We start from the raw sequence: 16,631 nt of genomic DNA, 5'->3' as shown, positions 1-16,631 counted from the left end.
GCGGCTACAGCCGCGACCGGGCGTTGCCGGGACCGGGCGTTGCCGGGACCGCGGATCGCGCCTGGTCCCGCGGCGACAAGGGCAGATGCTACGGCCTCCCTGCCATGCTGGCGGCGCCGCCGCTCAGGCGTCCGGCAGATTGCGTTCGACTACGCCGTCCCAGTCGGCCAGGGTCAGCAGCGGCAGGCCGTGCGCCAGCCGCGACTTGTCGCACTGCGCGCTGCGTTCGCCGAATTCCAGCGAGGCCGGCACCGCGGCGCACACCGACGGACGCCGCTCGTGGATGCTGCAGCGACTGTAGCGGCCGATGTCCGCGTCCAGGGCGATGCAGCGCGGCTGCGCCTGCGAGGTGCCGCGCATCACCCGCTCATGGGTGCGCAGCGGTTCGGTCAGCTCGAACGGGACCCTGCCGCCCAGCGCGGGATCGGCTTCGCTCCAGTGGAAACTGACGCGGAAGTAGGCGCAGCAGGCGCCGCAGGTGAGGCAGGGATGGGACATGGCGGCCGGGCCTTGCGCGGCGAACAGCGTGGGGGGCGCGGCATTCTGACCGAACCGCGGCGCGCTGCAAGCACGCCGGCATTCAGCCGCGGCGGCCGCGGCCGGGGTGTCGGCTGCGGCCGGGCGCATCGGCGATAATCGGCGTATGACCACGACCTGCAACATCGCGGCGACGCTGCCGCGGCTGGCGCGCGAGCGCCCGGACCAGATCGCCATGCGCTGCCCCGGCCGGCCCGGCCCCGGCGGCATGGCGGCCTACGACGTGACCCTGAGCTATGCGCAGCTGGATGCGCGCAGCGATGCCATCGCCGCCGGCCTGGGCGCCTACGGCATCGGCCGCGGCACCCGCACGGTGGTGATGGTGCGGCCGTCGCCGGAGTTCTTCCTGCTCATGTTCGCGCTGTTCAAGGCCGGCGCGGTGCCGGTGCTGGTCGATCCGGGCATCGACCGGCGCGCGCTCAAGCAGTGCCTGGACGAGGCGCAGCCGGAGGCCTTCATCGGCATCCCCTTGGCGCAACTGGCGCGGCGCCTGCTCGGCTGGGCGCGCTCGGCGAAACGGATCGTCACCGTCGGCCGGCGCTGGGCCTGGGGCGGCACCACGCTGGCGCGGATCGAGCGCGCCGGCCAGGGCGCCGGCAGCCAGCTCGCAGACACGGCCGCGGACGACGTCGCCGCGATCCTGTTCACCAGCGGCTCCACCGGCGTGCCCAAGGGCGTGGTCTACCGGCACCGGCATTTCGTCGGCCAGATCGAGCTGATGCGCAATGCCTTCGACATGCAGCCTGGCGGGATCGATCTGCCGACTTTCCCGCCGTTCGCGCTGTTCGACCCGGCGCTGGGGCTGACCTCGGTGATCCCGGACATGGACCCGACGCGTCCGGCCAAGGTCGATCCGCGCAAGCTGCACGATGCGATGCAGCGCTTCGGCGTGACCCAGCTGTTCGGCTCGCCGGCGCTGATGCGGGTGCTGGCCGACTACGGCAAGCCGTTGACCAACGTGCGCTGCGCCACCTCGGCCGGCGCGCCGGTGCCGCCGGACGTGGTGGCGCGGATCCGCAGCCTGCTGCCGGAGGACGGTCAGTTCTGGACGCCCTACGGCGCCACCGAGTGCCTGCCGGTGGCGGTGATCGAGGGCCGCGAGCTGCAGGACACGCGTGCGGCGACCGAGCGCGGTGCCGGCACCTGCGTCGGCACGGTGGTGCCGCCCAACCAGGTGCGCATCATCGCCATCGACGACGCCGCGATTCCCGAGTGGAGCGGCGTGCGCGAAATCCCCAACGGCACCGTCGGCGAGATCACCGTGGCCGGGCCGACCGCCACCGACACCTATTTCAACCGCGATGCGGCCACGCGCCTGGCCAAGATCCGCGAACGCCTGGACGACGGCAGCGAGCGCGTCGTGCACCGCATGGGCGACGTCGGCTATTTCGACGCGCAGGGCCGGCTGTGGTTCTGCGGGCGCAAGACCCAGCGCGTGGAAACCGCGCAGGGGCCGCTGTACACCGAACAGGTGGAGCCGATCTTCAACGCGCTGCCGGGCATCGGCCGCACCGCCCTGGTCGGCATCGGCGCGCCGGGGCAGCATCGCCCGGTGCTGTGCTACGAGCTGGAAGTGGGCGCCATGCTCTCGAGCGGCCCTGAACTGCAGGCGCTGCAGCAGCGACTGCGCGATACCGCTGCCGCGCATGCGCACACGGCCGGCATCGTCGATTTCCTGAGCCACCCGGGCTTTCCGGTGGACATCCGCCACAACGCCAAGATCGGCCGCGAGAAGCTGGCGCTGTGGGCCGCGGAACAGCGCAAATGAGCGCGCGCAGCATGTGCACCGGCGCGGCTGCGCAGCAGGACACCGTTGGCGCGGCGCATGGCCGGCCCCAGAATGGTCACCCTGATCATGGAGTGTGGCGATGAAGATCGTGGTGACCGGTGGCGGTGGATTCCTGGGCCAGGCGCTGTGCCGCGGGTTGGTGGCGCGCGGGCACCAGGTGGTCAGCTACAACCGCGGGCACTACCCGGAACTGCAGGCCTTGGGCGTGGCCCAGGTGCGGGGCGATCTGGTCGACGCGCAGGCGCTGCAGCATGCGCTGGCCGGCGCCGATGCGGTGTTCCACAACGCCGCCAAGGCCGGCGCCTGGGGCAGCTACGACAGCTACTACCAGCCCAACGTGGTCGGCACCGAGAACGTGCTGGCGGCCTGCCGCATGCACGGCGTGTCGCGCTTGGTCTACACCTCCACACCGAGCGTGACCCACCGCGCCACCCATCCGGTCGAAGGCCTGGGCGCGGACCAAGTGCCCTACGGCGAGGATTTCCAGGCGCCGTACGCGGCGACCAAGGCGATCGCCGAGCGCATGGCGCTCGCGGCCAACGACGCGCAGCTGGCGGTGGTCGCGCTGCGCCCGCGGCTGATCTGGGGGCCGGGCGACAACCAGATCCTGCCCAAGCTGGTCGCGCGGGCGCAGGCCGGGCGCGTGCGTCTGGTCGGCAGCGGCGACAACAAGGTCGATTCCACCTACATCGACAACGCCGCACAGGCGCACTTCGACGCCTTCGAGCACCTGGCGGTGGGCGCGCCCTGCGCCGGCAAGGCCTACTTCATCTCCAACGGCGAACCGTTGCCGATGCGCGAACTGCTCAACAAGCTGCTGGCCGCCGTCGGCGCACCGGCGGTGACCAAGACGCTCTCGTTCAAGGCCGCGTACCGCATCGGCGCTGCCTGCGAAACCCTGTGGCCGCTGCTTCGCCTGCGCGGCGAGCCGCCGCTGACGCGGTTCCTGGCCGAGCAGCTGTGCACCCCGCACTGGTACAGCATGGAGCCGGCGCGGCGCGACTTCGGCTACGTGCCGCACGTGTCGATCGAGCAGGGCCTGCAGCGGCTGGCGTCGTCATGGCGCCACGACGCGTCCGTCACCCGCTGACGACCACGCGTTTCCGAAGATGATGCCGCGCCGATTCGGCACGACAACCTTCTGGACATTGCCATGCTGCATTACGCCATCATCTTCTTCGTGATCGCCATCATCGCCGCCGTGCTCGGTTTCAGCGGCATCGCCGGCGCGGCGACCAACATCGCCTGGATCCTGTTCGTGGTGTTCCTGATCCTGGCGGTGATCTCGATGTTCCGCCGCGGCAAGGTGTAGTCCGCCGCGACAATCCAACGTCGATACTTGCCCGCGGCGCCCTGCGTCGCGGGCAAGTCGTTTCTGGGGTAGACGCTGCGGTGTACCGGCTCCACCGGAGTAGCCGCGTAGCGAAGCGCGGCGGCGCGCAGGCTAGGCGCAGTTCGGACGTTCCTGAGCAAGCACTTGGGCGGCGCGCAGGCGCAGTAGCGGTTGGCGATGGCATGGGCGGGACATCTGTCTCGCCCTGCGCACGGCCTGGCGACGTGTCTGCCGCTAGAATGCGGGGATGTCTGGATCCCCCCTCGATGCTCTCAAGCCCCTGGCCGGCCGCGCGCTGGAAGCGGCGCTCAATCGCGCGCTGGCGCTGGACCCGGAAACCGGCGAGGCCCTACGCGACCTCGACGGCCAGCGCGTGGCGCTGACCCTGGAGGCGCCGGCGCTGGCGCTGCAGATCCGTGTCGACGGCACCCAGCTGCGGGTCGGCCCGGTGGATCCGGCGCAGGAGCCGGAGCTGGCGGTGCGCAGCACCCTCGGCGGCCTGCTCGCGCAGTTGCCATTCCTGGCGCAGGCGCGGCGCCCCGGCGGCCCCGGCGGGCGGGTGCGGGTCTCCGGCGATGCCGAACTGGCGCGGCGCCTGCAGCAGTTGGCGACGCGCTTCGACCCGGACTGGCAGCGGCCGTTCGTGCAGGTGTTCGGCGAGGTGCTCGGCGTGCAGGTGGCCAACACCGCGCGCTCGGCGCTGCAGCAGGCCCGGCGCAGTGCGCAGGATCTGGCGCAGAGCGCGGCCGAATATGTCACCGAGGAGTCGCGCGACGTGGTCGCGCGCGCCGAGCTGGAGGCCTTCTACGACGACGTCGACGTGCTGCGCGACGACATCGAACGCCTGGCCGCGCGTGTGGCGCGGCTGCAGCCGGAGCGCGGCGCATGAAGGCGATGTTCCGCGCCAGCCGCATCGGTCGGGTGATCCTGCGCTATCGCTTGGACGACCTGCTCGACGGCACCCCGGCCGAGCGTTGGTTGCGCCTGGCCAAGCCGTTCGTGCCGCGCGCCAGCCCGGACATCGCCGCGCAGTCGCGCGGCGCCCGGCTGCGCCTGGCGCTGCAGGACCTGGGGCCGATCTTCGTCAAGTTCGGGCAGATCCTCTCCACCCGCCGCGACCTGATGCCGCCGGACGTGGCCGAGGAACTGACCCTGCTGCAGGACCGGGTGCGCCCGTTCGACGGCGAGGCCGCGCGGCGCATCGTCGAGCAGGCGCTGGGGCGGCCGATCGCGGTGGCCTTCGCCAGCTTCGATACCGAACCGCTGGCCTCGGCCTCGATCGCGCAGGTGCACGCGGCGACGCTGCACGACGGCCGCGAAGTGGTGGTCAAGGTGCTGCGCCCGGACATCGAGCGGCAGATCGACGCCGACATCGCCTTGCTGAAATCGGCCGCCGCGCTGGTCGAGCGCACCCATCCGCGCGCCGACAAGATCCGCCCGCGCGAGGTGGTGGCCGAGATCGAGACCACCCTGGCCGCGGAGCTGGACCTGCAGCGCGAGGGCGCCAACGCCAGCGTGTTGCGCCGTTTCTGGCTGCACTCGGACGACCTCTACGTGCCGGAGGTGATCTGGACCCACACCGCCGAGCGCGCGCTGACCCTGGAGCGGGTGCGCGGCATCCCCTCCGACGACATCGCCTCGCTGGACGCCGCCGGCATCGACCGCCGCGCGCTGGCGGCCAAGGGCGTGCGGGTGTTCTACACCCAGGTGTTCCGCGACAACTTCTTCCATGCCGATGCGCACGCCGGCAACATCTGGGTCGACAGCGACCCGGCGCGCCGCGACAACCCGCGCTTCATCGCGCTGGACTTCGGCATCATGGGCCAGCTCTCGCAGGAAGATCAGTACTACCTCGCCGAGAACTTCATGGCCATCTTCAACAAGGATTACCGGCGCATGGCCGAGCTGCACGTGGAGGCGGGCTGGATGCCGGCCAACGTGCGCATCGACGAGCTGGAGGCGGCGGCGCGCTCGGTGTGCGAGCCGTACTTCACCCGGCCGCTGTCGCAGATCTCGCTGGCCGAGGTACTGATCAAGCTGTTCCGCGTGGCCCAGCGCTACCAGCTGACCCTGCAGCCGCAACTGATCCTGCTGCAGAAGACCCTGCTCAACATCGAAGGCGTCGGCCGCCAGCTCGATCCGGAACTGGACATCTGGGCGGTGGCGCGGCCGGTGCTCGAACGCATCCTCATCGAGCGCTACAGCCCGCAGCGCGCGCTGCACGAACTGCGCAAGCGCCTGCCGGAGATCATGACCCACGCGCCGGACATGCCGCGGCTGATCCACGGCTGGCTGCGCCAGCAGGTCGAGGGCCGGCACGAACTGTCGATGCGCTCGCGCGACCTGTTCGAACTCAACCTGCTGGTGCGGCGCATGCAGCGGCGGGTGGTGGCGGCGATCGCCGGCGTCGGCCTGCTCACCGTGGCCACGCTGCTGTACGCGCTCGACGCGGGCGGGCCGCAGCTGGGCGGGGTGTCGCTGTGGGCCTGGATCAGCGGCGGTGCCGGCACCGCGGCCTTGCTGTCGGCGTGGTGGCGGCGCTGAGCGTGGCGGCGCTGGATCGCGCGCGGCTGCACGCGGTGCGCGCCGAACTCGGTGAGGAAGGTCCGCGTCACGATGCAGGCCAGCCCGAGCGCGCGCAGCGCCTGCTCAATATCACCCCGGAGACCGGCGAACTGCTGGCGGTGCTGGTGCGCGCCACGGCTGCGCGGCGGGTGCTGGAGATCGGCACGTCCAACGGCTATTCCACCCTGTGGCTGGCCGAGGCCGCGGCGGCGTTGGGTGGCGGCGTGACCACGCTGGAATATGCCGCGCACAAGATCGCGCTGGCGCAGCGCAACTTCGCCAACGCCGGCGTGGAGGGCTGCGTCGATCTGATCCTCACGGATGCCGGCGTCTGGCTGACCGACGCGGTGTCGGCCACGTTCGACCTGGTGTTCCTGGACGCCGAGCGCACGCTGTATTGCCACTGGTGGCCGCAGCTGCGTCGCGTGTTGCGGCCGGGCGGCCTGCTGGTCGTGGACAACGCGCTGTCGCACGCGACGGAGATGGCGCCCTTCGCCGCGCTGTTGCAGGCCGATGCCGCGTTCACCTGCACCACGTTGCCCGTCGGCAATGGCGAGTTGTTGGCGGTCAAGGACGCGTAGCGTCGGCGTCGAAAGTCGCGTCTTCCCAGGTAGCGGTGGACCGTCGCGCCACAGCGACACGCCATCCAGGCGCGGCATCCCGGTCGCGCATCCAACGCAATGCGGGTGTCTCCGTGCCGGATCGTGCCGACGCATCGCGCGTCTGGACGCGGCCAGACGATGCGCATTGTGGCGCGCCGATGCGGCACGGATAATCCGCAGGTGAATACCGCCGAAGCCCCTTTGCAGATCCTCTACCAGGACCCGCTGCTCGCCGTGGTCGACAAGCCCGCCGGGCTGATGGTCCACGACAGCAAGCTCGCCCGCGGCGAGGACGATTTCCTTGCCGATCGCCTGCGTGCGCAGTTGGGCCGGCCGATCTTCCTGGTGCACCGGCTCGACCGCGCCACCAGCGGCTGCCTGCTGCTGGCCTTCGACCGCGACACCGCCAGTGCGCTGGGCAAGGCGCTGATGGGGGGCGAAGTGGACAAGAATTACCTGGCGATCTGCCGCGGCTGGCCGGCCGAAGACCGCTTCGAGGTCGACCACGACCTCGACGGCGGCCCTGGCAAGCCGCTGAAGAAACCGGCGCAGACCCGCTTCGCGCGCCTGGCCTGCGGCGAACTGCAGGTACCGTCGGGCGAGTTCGCCACCTCGCGCTATGCGCTGCTGCGCTGCAGCCCGGTGACCGGGCGCTTCCGGCAGATCCGCCGCCACCTCAAGCACCTCTCGCATCACCTGATCGGCGACACCAGCCATGGCGACGGCCGCCACAATCGCATCTTCCGCATGCAGGGCGTGCACCGCATGCTGCTGCACGCCGAACGTTTGGCGTTTCCGCATCCGGACGGCCATCGGATCACGGTGACGGCGCCGCTGGATGCGGAGTTCGTGCGGGCGTTCGGGTTGTTCGGGTGGGATGCGGCGCCTTGGCAGGTGGATGTGGGACGGGGTGTGGCGGAATAATCGCCGACACACGCCGCGCACGCATTGAGGGAGCTTCAGCCGCGGCGTGCGGAGCCGCTCAGGCCTGGCCGTGCTCCCGAAGGCAGCGCCGTCCTTTCTCGGCAGGATGGCGATGGACGTGATTTCTATCTAGTGTACGAGACTGAATTTCGTTGATTCTAAGGGGGATACATGCGGAACCGCGTTCGTTCGACACTTCTCGCTTCAATGTTTTCCGCGTTGTCATTTTCTGCGTGGGCAGACGATGGCGCTGGAAAAGTGATCCAGGTAATAGCTCACACGCAGGATGTCGTCTTCTTCACGTTGGATGGGCCGCATACAAATCCACCTGCATGCTCGAGCACGCCGTGGTCATTGTCATTGTCGACCAACTCCGGCAGAGCGCAGTACGCGTTGATCCTGAGCGCCGTCGCACAAGGCAAGCCGGTGACCGTGCACGGGACAGGGGACTGTTCCGCATGGGGGGATCGGGAAACTGTCGCCTATGTTCTGATCGACAACTGAAATGCCCTGTTGCCCGTCCAGGGAATGCGGGCGCGCCTGATCGATCGGTTATAGGTGGACGATCCGCGCGAACCATTCGCTACCTCGCTGGCCAACGAAGTGCAGGAGCGGCTTCAGCCGCGATCAGGCTTCCTAGGTAAGCCCGGTCGCGGCCGAAGCCGCTCCTGCGACGCGCAGGGCCAGCGCTGTGTCACTTGGCCGGCGGCGCGTTGACCGTCTGTTCCAGGTCCTTCTGCAGGTCGGCGAACAGCGGGGTCATCTTCTGCTGGATCGCGCCCATCAGGTTCTGCATCAGCTGCGGGGTCTTGTCGAGCAGGCTCTGGCCGGCCGGGCTCTCGTAGAACTCGGCCATCGCCAGCACGTCCTGCTTGGAGAAGGTCTGCTTGTACAGGTTGACGTAGAGCGGACGCATCTCCTGCCACGACAGCGCCTTGCGCACGGTGGCCTGGGTACGCTCCTGGATCTGCTGCAGCTTCTGCTGCTGCGCGGCGTCGAGCGGGTGCTGCGCGGTGAGCTGGGCGAACTGCTGGCGCTGCATCGCCTCGATCTGCGGCAGCATGGTGTCGAGCATGTTCTGCGCGCGCGAGGCCGACAGCAGGCGATTGACGTCGGCATCGGTGGGCGGTTCGGCCAGCGCCGGGAGGGCGGCCAGGGCCAGCAGCAAGGCCAGCAGCAGGCGCTGCGGCCAACGGAAGAAGCGCGGAATCGGGGGCATGGAGCATCCTGCAGAACGATGACCGGCGGCCAGAATACGGCAATCGCCGTGCCGCCGCCGCCGCGCGTGGGGACGTGCGACCGGCCGGCGTCCGCTCCCTGGCTCGTTCAGGCGGTGCCGACGCGGAAACCGGGCGGTCCGGCGAATACCCTACAATCCGCGCCATGGGTAACGGGGCCATCCACATCTCGAGCAGCCTGACGATTCCGGAGGACGAAATCGTCGAGCGCTTCGTGCGCGCCAGCGGCGCCGGCGGGCAGAACGTCAACAAGGTCGCCACCGCGGTCGAGTTGCGCTTCGACCTGGCCGGTTCACCGTCGCTGCCGGAGCCACTGCGTGCGCGCTTGTTGGCGCGGCGCGACCGCCGCATCACTGCCGACGGCGTGCTGGTGATCGATGCGCAGCGCTTCCGTACCCAGGACCGCAACCGCGACGATGCGCGCCAGCGCCTGGCCGAGTTCATCGCCGCCGGGCTGTCGGTGCCGAAGCGGCGCATCGCCACCAAACCCTCGCACGGCGCCAAGCTGCGACGCCTGGACGCCAAGCGCGAGCGCAGCCAGATCAAACGCGGCCGCTCGCCCGGCCGCTGGGAGTGACTTTTGACCGAACGCGATTACCGCCTGCCCGCAGCGCCCCCGAACATGCCGATGGTCAGGCCCAACCGCTTCATGCGCTGGCTCGGCCGCACCGCCTTGCGGCTGACCGGCTGGCGGGTCGTGGGCGAGTTCCCCAACGTGCCCAAGCTGGTGATGATCGTGGCCCCGCATTCGTCCAACTGGGACGGGTTCCTGGGCTTCGCGGTCAAGTTCGCGGTCGGCTTCGAGGTGCGCGTGCTGGGCAAGACCCAGTTGTTCTGGTGGCCGCTGGGACCGCTGCTGCGCAGGCTCGGCGGCATCCCGCTGGACCGCAACTCGCCGCGCGGCGTGGTCGAACAGGCGGTGGCGCTGATCCGCGGCGCCGAACGCATGTGGTACGTGATCACCCCCGAGGGCACGCGCAAGCGCGTGGAGAAGTGGAAGACCGGGTTCTGGAAGATCGCCCACGGCGCGCAGGTGCCGATTTTCCCGGTGTACTTCGACTACCCCAGCCGCACCGTCGGCCTCGGCGAGGTGGTGTGGACCGGCGAGGACATGCAGGCGGACATCGCCGCGATCCGCGAATGGTACCGGCCGTGGCGCGGCAAGCATCGCGATACCTTGTGACGGGCAGCGGCGGCTGACGGCGGCGCCATCCGCCGTTTTGCCCCACGGCGCTAACCGATGCCGTAGGAGCAGCGCATGGGTCGGATGTTGTTGTGGGAGGGACTTCAGTCCCGACGCAGCAATGTTCCAGGTGGCTTTGGTCTTCACTCGTCGCGGCTGAAGCCGCTCCCACAAGTGCCGCCCCAAGGATCGCCGGAAGACTGCACTGTGTGGAGGATCTCAGTCCGACGCAGGAAGGTGCCTGGTGGCTTTGAGCTTCCCTCGTCGCGGCTGAAGCCGCTCCCACAAGTGCGGTGCCAGGATCGCTTGAGGGCTGCACTGTGGGAGGGACTTCAGTCCCGACGACGGACGGTGTCAGCCGACCTTCCGCTCGTCGCTGCTGACGCCGCTCCCACAAGTGTGCCTCCAGGATCGCCGGAAGACTGCACTGTGTGGAGGATCTCAGTCCGATGCAGGAAGGTGCCGGGTGGCTTTGGGCTTCCCTCGTTGCGGCTGAAGCCGCTCCCACAAGTGCGGTGCCAGGATCGCTTGAGGGCTGCACTGTGGGAGGGACTTCAGTCCCGACGACGGACGGTGTCAGCCGACCTTTCGCTCGTCGCCGCTGACGCCGCTCCCACATGCAGGCCTTGACCCCCGGCGCTACAGCGCGCTGCCGCCGAACTTCTGCGTGTACTGCAGGTACACGTTGCGGCCCACGGTGTCGAACCAGGACACGTCGTAGTACGGGTACGACGTATAGGTGCGGTCGTGCGGCGGCATCTTGTCGAACAGGTTGGTCACCGTCAGCGACAACTGCGCGTGGTCGGTGAAGCGGTACTGCAGCGAGGCGTTGTAGCGGTAGGTGGCGCCGATCCACGGGCTGTCGCCGCTCTCCGGGTCGTACACCTGGTCGTAGGAATCGGAGGTCGGCAGGCGGCCCAGGCGTTCGCCGTGCAGCGTCGCGGTCCAGGCGTTGCGCTCCCAGGACACGCTGGCGCTGGCCTTGGTGCGCGGGATGTCGTAGCCGCTGTTGACCGCGAACTCGTCCACCATCGCTTCGCCCGCGTACACCTGGATGTCGTGGCGGCGCACCCAGGTGTAGTTGCCGCTCAGGCGGAAGATGCCGATGCCGGTGTCGAGGCGGTACTGCGCGCTGAGGTCGATGCCGTTGGTGCGTTCGCGGGCGATGTTGATCGGGTTGACGTAGACCCCGTACAGGCGGCCGTCGGCGCTGCGGGTGACCCGTGCCAGCGCCTGCTGGCAGGTGGTGGAGGTGGCCTGCAGCACGCCGAGGCGGCAGTCGGCCTCGTCGCGCAGAACCTGGTCCACGCGCAGGTCCTGCACCTGGTCGCGCATGTCGATGTTGAAGTAGTCCACCGACAGGTCCAGGTCGGCCATCGGCGACCACACCAGGCCGGCGGTCCACGAGGTGCTGTTCTCCGGGTTCAGCGCGCGGTTGCCGCTGCGGCCGCGGATCACCGCCTCCTCGTTGTAGCTGCAGTCCTGGATCGCCACGCCCGGTTCCTCGCTGGCGCAGCGGTAGTAGTCCACGCCGGTGGTCTCGTCGTTGCCGGGGCCGGCATACACGTAGTGCAGGTCGGGGGCGCGGAACGCGGTGCCGTAGGAGGCGCGCACCAGCAGCGTGTCCACCGGCCGCCACTCCAGCCCGCCGCTGTAGGTGAACTTGCCCAGCGAGCGCCCGGCGAAGCGGTACTGGTCGTAGCGCCCGGCCAGGCTCAGTGACACCGTCGACAGCACCGGCAGGCGCAGCTCGCTGGCCAACGCCCAGCGGTTGCGGCTGCCGTGGCCGTCGGAGTCCTTCCAACTGTAGTAGTAGTACTGCGTGGCCAGCGGATCCGGGCGCAGGTTGTAGGCCTGGTTGCCGAATTCGGCGGTCGCCGCCATGCCGGCATCGCCGCCGGGCAGCGAGAACAGCGCGGTGTTGGTGGCGGTGAAGGCGAGGGTGTCGGTGCGCGAGCGCGGCTGATACACCGTGCGCTGGGCGATGCTGTCGTACTCGGCGCGGCTCAGCGGCGTGTACAGGCGCTGCGGGTCGGCGTTGAAGATCGGCAGCCCCGAGTCTTCGTCCACGCCCAGCTGCGGGCCGAGGAACAGCGCGTTGGCGCGCGCGGCGACGATCTGCGGCCAGCTGATCGTGGCCTGGTACTGCGAGTGGCTGAGGCTGGTCTCGTAGTCCCAGTCCGCGCCCAGGTGGCCCTTGAAACCGGTGGTGACGCTGAAGGTCTTCTGCCGGGTGCGGATGGTGCCGGCGTTGAGGCCGCCCATTTCTTCCGGGCTGAACTGGCGCCCCCAGGCTTCCACCTGGTTGGTGGCCTGGTTGTAGAAATAGCCTTCCTCGTTGCCGTCCGGGGCCATGTAGCCCCACTGGGTCACGTCGCGGAACAGCGACAGCTCGTGGTAGCCCACCTGCACGTCGGCGAACCACTCGCTACCGTTGTCGAAGGCGTAGCGCAGCGAGGCGTAGCCGTTGAGGCCGCGGCGCTTGTTGGTGATGGTGCCGTAGCCGATCGAGGCACTGCTGCCGCAGAACGCGCCGTAGCCGGGGCGGGTGGCGTAGCCGGTGCTGCCGCCGTTGAGGCCGGACACCGCCGCGCAGGTGTCCGCGCCCGGGTCCAGGTAGTCGTCGTTGCCGTCGGTGCGCAGGAAGGTGCGGCGCGGCACCTGCGAGCGTGCGGTGGGGCCGTCCAGGGTGCTGTCCTGGCGGCTGCGCTCGTAGGCCCACAGCGGCGTCTGCGAGACCAGTTCGGCGCCGAACACCGCGTCGAAATTGCCGCGCGACCAACCGCTGCTGAGGCTGAGGTTGAAGCTCTCGCCGCCGCCGCGGGTGGTGTCGCCGAAACGGTAGTCCAGCGTGGTGCCGTCGGCGTGCTTCTTGAGGATGAAGTTGACCACGCCGGAGATCGCGTCCGAGCCGTAGATCGCCGAGGCGCTGCCGGTCAGGATCTCGATGCGGTCGATCATGCCCAGCGGGATGTTGGAGATGTCGGTGAAGTTGCTGCGGCCCTTGAACGGCATCGGGAAGTCGGCGATGCGGCGGCCGTTGACCAGCACCAGGGTGTGGTTGGGGCCGAGCCCGCGCAGGTCCACCTGCTGCGCGCCGGGCGAGAAGTCCGCGCCGCTGGCCGACTGCGGGCTCTGCGTCTCGCCGCCGTTCTGGGTCATCGCGCGCAGCACGTCCGGCACCGAGGTGAAGCCGTTGGCCTTGATCTGCTCGGCGCTGATCACGCTGATCGGCGCGGGGCCTTCCACCTGCGTGCGCGGGATGCGCGAGCCGGTCACGCGCAGGGTGTCCAGTTGCGCCACCGGCGCCTCGGCCGGCGCGGCCGGCGCAGGCGCGGCGGCACGGACCGGCTGCGCGCGGGCCGGGGCCGGCTCCTGGCGCCGCACCAGCCACGCGCCGGAGGGGTCGCGCTGGGCGACGAAGCCGCTGCCGCGCAGCACCTGCTGCAGCGCCTGTGCGGTGTCCAGTTGGCCGTGCGCGCCGCCGCTGCGGGCCTGGCCCAGTTGGTCGGCGCGGTAGATCAGTTGCGCGCCGGATTGCCGCGCCAGGGTGTCCAGCGCCGCGCGCAGCGGGCCGGCGGGGACGTCCACCGTGCCGGTGGCGGCAACGGCAGCGGGTTGCGCCTGCGCCGCACAGGCGCTCGCACAGGCCATGCTCAGCAGCAGGGCACGCATCGGATACCGCATCGAGTTTTCTCCCCAAACGGGCGCGGAGCGCGCCTCAGTAGCTCCAGACGAACGAGACCGACAAATCCCCCCGCCGCCGCGCCCGCCCGGCGCGACGCGGGACGGCTTACCGGCTGTGCAACAACACCGTGTCGCCGTGGCGCTCGGCGCGGATCGGGAACCCCTGTTCGAGCAGGCGCACGAAGGCGTCGACGTTGGACCAGCGCACGTTGCCGCCGACCCGCAGCGCCGCGGCACCGGCGTCGGCGACCTGCAGCTTGACCGTGTTGTAGCGGTTGAACTCGGCCACCGCCGCCTGCAGCGGGGTGTCGTCGAAACTCAGGTAGCCGCTGCGCCAGTCCAGCGCGCGCTCGGCCTCGGCCAGTGCGACCCGGCGTACCAGCACCCCGTGCGGCCCGGCCTGGGCGATGCTGCCGGCATGCAGCAGCAGCGGCGGCGCCTGCGGCGCGCCCGCCGATTCCAGCCGCACCGTGCCTTCGGTGACCACCACGCGCAGCGCATCGGCCTCGCGGCGCACCGCGAAGCGCGTGCCCACCGCCACCACCCGGCGCGCGCCGCTGTCGACCACGAAGGGCCGGCCCGGGTCCTTGCTCACCGCGAAGAACGCCTCGCCGCGCTGCAGGTCGATGCGCCGCTGCGCGCGCGACAGCGCCACCGCGATGCGGCTGTCGCTGCTCAGCGTGGCCTGCGAGCCGTCGGCCAGGGCCACCGGACGCAGTTGGCCGGTGACGCTGGCATAGGCGGTCGGCACCGGTTCGACGGCATGCCGCCAGACCAGGGACAGCACCGCGGCACCGAGCAGCGCGGCCGCCAGCGCCGCCGGCCAGCGCCGTCGCCGCGGCGCACGCGGCCGCGGGGCGAAGCGCAGGCCGCGCAGGTCCGGCGCGGCGGTGGCGGCCGTGGCGGCCGGCGCCAGCGTGCTGCGGCCGCCCAGACCCTGCCAGCGGCCGCGTTCGGGCACCTGCCCATCGCGCTGGCCGGCGCCGAGTGCCTGCAGGCGCCCACTCTCCTGCCAGGCGGCCTGCAGGCGCAGGAACGCCACCCGGTGCGCGGTGGCCGCGGCCAGCCAGGCATCCAGGCGCGCCTGCCGTGCGTCGGACCAGTCGTCGCGGTCGCGCCGCGCCAGCCAGGCCGCCGCACGCGCCTCAATCCACCTGCTGTCCATCGCGTGCCCGCGCCTGCATCGGCTTCGCCGGCGCCGCCGCGCCCTCGTCGCCATGGAAATGATCGGCCAGCAGGCGCATGCCCCGGGCCACGTGCTTCTCCACGCTCTTCTCGCTGATTCCCAGGCGCACGGCCACCTCCTTCTGCGGCAGTTCCTCGACCCGCCGCAGCCAGACCACGCTGCGGCAGCGGTCCGGCAACCGGTCGAAGGCCGCCGCCAGCCGGCCCAGCACCTGCCGTCCGCCGCACCAGCGTTCCGGCGACAGCTCGTCTATCAGGACGTGCATCGACTCCAGATCCCCCACTGCCTCGATCGACACCACCCGGTTGCGGCGCAACCGATCGGTCATCAGGTGCCGCGCGGTGGCGAACAGGAACGACTTGGGCAGGCTCGGCCGGGCCTTGCCGGCGGCCTCGTAGACGCGCACGTAGATCTCCTGGCGCAGGTCGTGCCACTCCTCGCGATGCGGCCAGCAGCGCCGCAGGTAGCCGCTGAGCGCCTGCTCGTGGACGAGGATTTCTTGGACGAACCAATCGTCGAGGGAAGCGGACATGGATCCCACATTAGCCGATCGCCGGTGCGTGCGGGCAAGTGCCGCGCGCGCCGACGTGGGAGGGTGACGGCGGCGGGGGGAAACCGTGCCGCCGTTCGTCCCCTCTCAGCAACGAGCCGCACGCTCGCCTGCCCGCCCCGTTCCCGAGGAGATCCGCATGACCCGTTCCGTCGGCATGTTCCGGCCCTGGATGTCGCTGCTGCTGGGCCTGTGCCTGGCCACGCCCGCCGTCGCGCGCGATTACCGCCAGTACCTGGTCGGCGATCCGGCCGCGCCCACACCCGGCCCGGTGTCGCCCGGCCTGCTGCTGATGGGGGGCGGCGACCGCAACTACGACGCGCTGCGTTGGTTCATGGCCAAGGCTGGGCACGGCCACGTGGTGGTGCTGCGCGCCTCGCAGGCCAACGAGGTGGGCGAGGAGTTCTACCGCAAGGTCGGCGGCGTGGCCTCGGTCGAGACGTTCGTGTTCAGCGGCCGCGGCGCCTCCAGCGATCCGGCGCTGCTGCGCGCGCTGGCCCGCGCCGACGGCATCTTCATCGCCGGCGGCGACCAGTCGCGCTACGTGCGCTACTGGAAGAACACCCCGGTGGCCGACGCGCTGGATGCGCACGTGCGCGCCGGCAAGCCGCTGGGCGGCACCAGCGCCGGCCTGGCGATGCTGGGCGAGTACCTGTACGGCTCGATGGACGGCGGCAGCATCACCAGCCCGGCGGCGCTGGCCGATCCGCTGGGGCCGGCGGTCACCATCGAGACCGACTTCCTGCACCTGGACCTGCTCAAGCGGGTCATCACCGATACCCACTTCCGCGAGCGCGACCGCCTCGGCCGCCTGTTCGCGTTCCGCGCCAAGGCCGCCACCCTGGCGCCCAAGGGGGAACCGCTGATCGGCCTGGGCGTGGACGAGAGCGCCGCGGTGGCGGTGGAGGGCGACGGTACCGCGCGCGTCTATGCCACCGATCCGCAGGCCGTGGCCACCGTGGTCGCCGGGCCGCTGCAACCGCCCACCCCGGCCGGACAGCCGCTGCAGGCCGCCCGCATCGAGACCGTCGGGGTCG

At 70.6% G+C, this 16,631-nt stretch carries 14 protein-coding genes and 1 pseudogene; 10 read left to right on the top strand and 5 right to left on the bottom strand.

Features of this window, described 5'->3' with window-relative positions:
* Positions 1–123: 123 nt before the first annotated feature.
* Positions 124–498: a YkgJ family cysteine cluster protein gene (locus SLW55_RS15370; protein ID WP_017911452.1), complete on the bottom strand. Its 375-nt coding sequence runs from the start codon at positions 496–498 to the stop codon at positions 124–126.
* A 145-nt stretch (positions 499–643) separates the two neighbouring features.
* Between SLW55_RS15370 and oleC the strand changes: the two genes are divergently transcribed.
* The 7 genes from oleC to SLW55_RS15335 all read left to right on the top strand — a co-directional run bounded on the left by oleC (position 644) and on the right by SLW55_RS15335 (position 7,750).
* A complete protein-coding gene (oleC, locus tag SLW55_RS15365) occupies positions 644–2,305 on the top strand; it encodes an olefin beta-lactone synthetase (protein WP_267085342.1) in 1,662 nt (553 codons plus the stop codon).
* 100 nt (positions 2,306–2,405) lie between these two features.
* Entirely contained in the window at positions 2,406–3,416 is a 1,011-nt protein-coding gene (gene oleD / locus SLW55_RS15360; protein ID WP_267085341.1) for a 2-alkyl-3-oxoalkanoate reductase, read from the top strand.
* Positions 3,417–3,479: 63 nt separating this feature from the next.
* A complete protein-coding gene (locus SLW55_RS15355) occupies positions 3,480–3,638 on the top strand; it encodes a DUF1328 domain-containing protein (protein WP_003468167.1) in 159 nt (52 codons plus the stop codon).
* 268 nt (positions 3,639–3,906) lie between these two features.
* Positions 3,907–4,548 (top strand): SCP2 sterol-binding domain-containing protein, encoded by a 642-nt coding sequence (locus tag SLW55_RS15350; protein ID WP_017907728.1) that lies wholly within the window; start codon positions 3,907–3,909, stop codon positions 4,546–4,548.
* Complete coding sequence (ubiB, locus tag SLW55_RS15345) at positions 4,545–6,203, top strand: ubiquinone biosynthesis regulatory protein kinase UbiB (protein ID WP_010340081.1); 1,659 nt, start codon at positions 4,545–4,547, stop codon at positions 6,201–6,203. Before SLW55_RS15350 ends, ubiB begins: the two co-directional genes overlap by 4 nt.
* Positions 6,204–6,229: 26 nt before the next feature.
* Positions 6,230–6,805: a class I SAM-dependent methyltransferase gene (locus SLW55_RS15340; RefSeq protein WP_267100687.1), complete on the top strand. Its 576-nt coding sequence runs from the start codon at positions 6,230–6,232 to the stop codon at positions 6,803–6,805.
* A gap of 159 nt (positions 6,806–6,964) precedes the next feature.
* Positions 6,965–7,750, top strand: a complete 786-nt coding sequence (locus SLW55_RS15335; RefSeq protein ID WP_267100685.1) for a pseudouridine synthase — start codon at positions 6,965–6,967, stop codon at positions 7,748–7,750.
* 694 nt (positions 7,751–8,444) lie between these two features.
* On the opposite strand, the gene SLW55_RS15330 is transcribed toward SLW55_RS15335, so the two are convergent.
* On the bottom strand, positions 8,445–8,969 hold the full coding sequence (locus tag SLW55_RS15330) for a DUF2059 domain-containing protein (RefSeq protein ID WP_017915507.1): 525 nt from the start codon (positions 8,967–8,969) through the stop codon (positions 8,445–8,447).
* Positions 8,970–9,133: 164 nt separating this feature from the next.
* Here SLW55_RS15330 and arfB point away from each other — a divergent pair, with 164 nt between their 5' ends.
* Both arfB and SLW55_RS15320 read left to right on the top strand, forming a co-directional pair.
* Entirely contained in the window at positions 9,134–9,565 is a 432-nt protein-coding gene (gene arfB, locus SLW55_RS15325) for an alternative ribosome rescue aminoacyl-tRNA hydrolase ArfB (protein WP_017907723.1), read from the top strand.
* A 51-nt stretch (positions 9,566–9,616) separates the two neighbouring features.
* A complete protein-coding gene (locus SLW55_RS15320) occupies positions 9,617–10,171 on the top strand; it encodes a lysophospholipid acyltransferase family protein (RefSeq protein ID WP_320745377.1) in 555 nt (184 codons plus the stop codon).
* 639 nt (positions 10,172–10,810) lie between these two features.
* Here the strand turns inward: SLW55_RS15320 and SLW55_RS15315 are convergent.
* The 3 genes from SLW55_RS15315 to SLW55_RS15305 form a co-directional block, all read right to left on the bottom strand.
* On the bottom strand, positions 10,811–13,846 hold the full coding sequence (locus SLW55_RS15315) for a TonB-dependent receptor (protein ID WP_320745360.1): 3,036 nt from the start codon (positions 13,844–13,846) through the stop codon (positions 10,811–10,813).
* Positions 13,847–13,964: 118 nt separating this feature from the next.
* The gene (locus tag SLW55_RS15310) at positions 13,965–15,023 is read right to left on the bottom strand and encodes a FecR domain-containing protein (RefSeq protein WP_043094103.1); all 1,059 of its coding nucleotides are present in this window, start codon (positions 15,021–15,023) and stop codon (positions 13,965–13,967) included.
* Positions 15,004–15,576, bottom strand: a complete 573-nt coding sequence (locus tag SLW55_RS15305) for a sigma-70 family RNA polymerase sigma factor (protein ID WP_017911627.1) — start codon at positions 15,574–15,576, stop codon at positions 15,004–15,006. Before SLW55_RS15305 ends, SLW55_RS15310 begins: the two co-directional genes overlap by 20 nt.
* Positions 15,577–15,733: 157 nt before the next feature.
* Between SLW55_RS15305 and SLW55_RS15300 the strand changes: the two are divergent.
* A pseudogene (locus SLW55_RS15300) lies at positions 15,734–16,498 on the top strand (cyanophycinase); the annotation flags it as partial.
* Between the last annotated feature and the right edge of the window lie 133 nt (positions 16,499–16,631).

It is taken from the genome of Xanthomonas sp. LF06-19 (assembly GCF_034105425.1).
Lineage (GTDB): Bacteria > Pseudomonadota > Gammaproteobacteria > Xanthomonadales > Xanthomonadaceae > Xanthomonas_A > Xanthomonas_A sontii.
The sequence above is the reverse complement of the archived record's forward strand: the minus strand, read 5'-3'. Positions and strand labels throughout refer to the sequence as shown.

What these genes read in the sequence shown, in the direction of transcription:
- SLW55_RS15370 (WP_017911452.1), bottom strand. Translation starts at nt 498, where the DNA reads ATGTCCCATCCCTGCCTCACCTGCGGCGCCTGCTGCGCCTACTTCCGC.
- oleC (WP_267085342.1), top strand. Translation starts at nt 644, where the DNA reads ATGACCACGACCTGCAACATCGCGGCGACGCTGCCGCGGCTGGCGCGC.
- oleD (WP_267085341.1), top strand. Translation starts at nt 2,406, where the DNA reads ATGAAGATCGTGGTGACCGGTGGCGGTGGATTCCTGGGCCAGGCGCTG.
- SLW55_RS15355 (WP_003468167.1), top strand. Translation starts at nt 3,480, where the DNA reads ATGCTGCATTACGCCATCATCTTCTTCGTGATCGCCATCATCGCCGCC.
- SLW55_RS15350 (WP_017907728.1), top strand. Translation starts at nt 3,907, where the DNA reads ATGTCTGGATCCCCCCTCGATGCTCTCAAGCCCCTGGCCGGCCGCGCG.
- ubiB (WP_010340081.1), top strand. Translation starts at nt 4,545, where the DNA reads ATGAAGGCGATGTTCCGCGCCAGCCGCATCGGTCGGGTGATCCTGCGC.
- SLW55_RS15335 (WP_267100685.1), top strand. Translation starts at nt 6,965, where the DNA reads ATGCGCATTGTGGCGCGCCGATGCGGCACGGATAATCCGCAGGTGAAT.
- SLW55_RS15330 (WP_017915507.1), bottom strand. Translation starts at nt 8,969, where the DNA reads ATGCCCCCGATTCCGCGCTTCTTCCGTTGGCCGCAGCGCCTGCTGCTG.
- arfB (WP_017907723.1), top strand. Translation starts at nt 9,134, where the DNA reads ATGGGTAACGGGGCCATCCACATCTCGAGCAGCCTGACGATTCCGGAG.
- SLW55_RS15320 (WP_320745377.1), top strand. Translation starts at nt 9,617, where the DNA reads ATGGTCAGGCCCAACCGCTTCATGCGCTGGCTCGGCCGCACCGCCTTG.
- SLW55_RS15315 (WP_320745360.1), bottom strand. Translation starts at nt 13,846, where the DNA reads ATGCGTGCCCTGCTGCTGAGCATGGCCTGTGCGAGCGCCTGTGCGGCG.
- SLW55_RS15310 (WP_043094103.1), bottom strand. Translation starts at nt 15,023, where the DNA reads ATGGACAGCAGGTGGATTGAGGCGCGTGCGGCGGCCTGGCTGGCGCGG.
- SLW55_RS15305 (WP_017911627.1), bottom strand. Translation starts at nt 15,576, where the DNA reads ATGTCCGCTTCCCTCGACGATTGGTTCGTCCAAGAAATCCTCGTCCAC.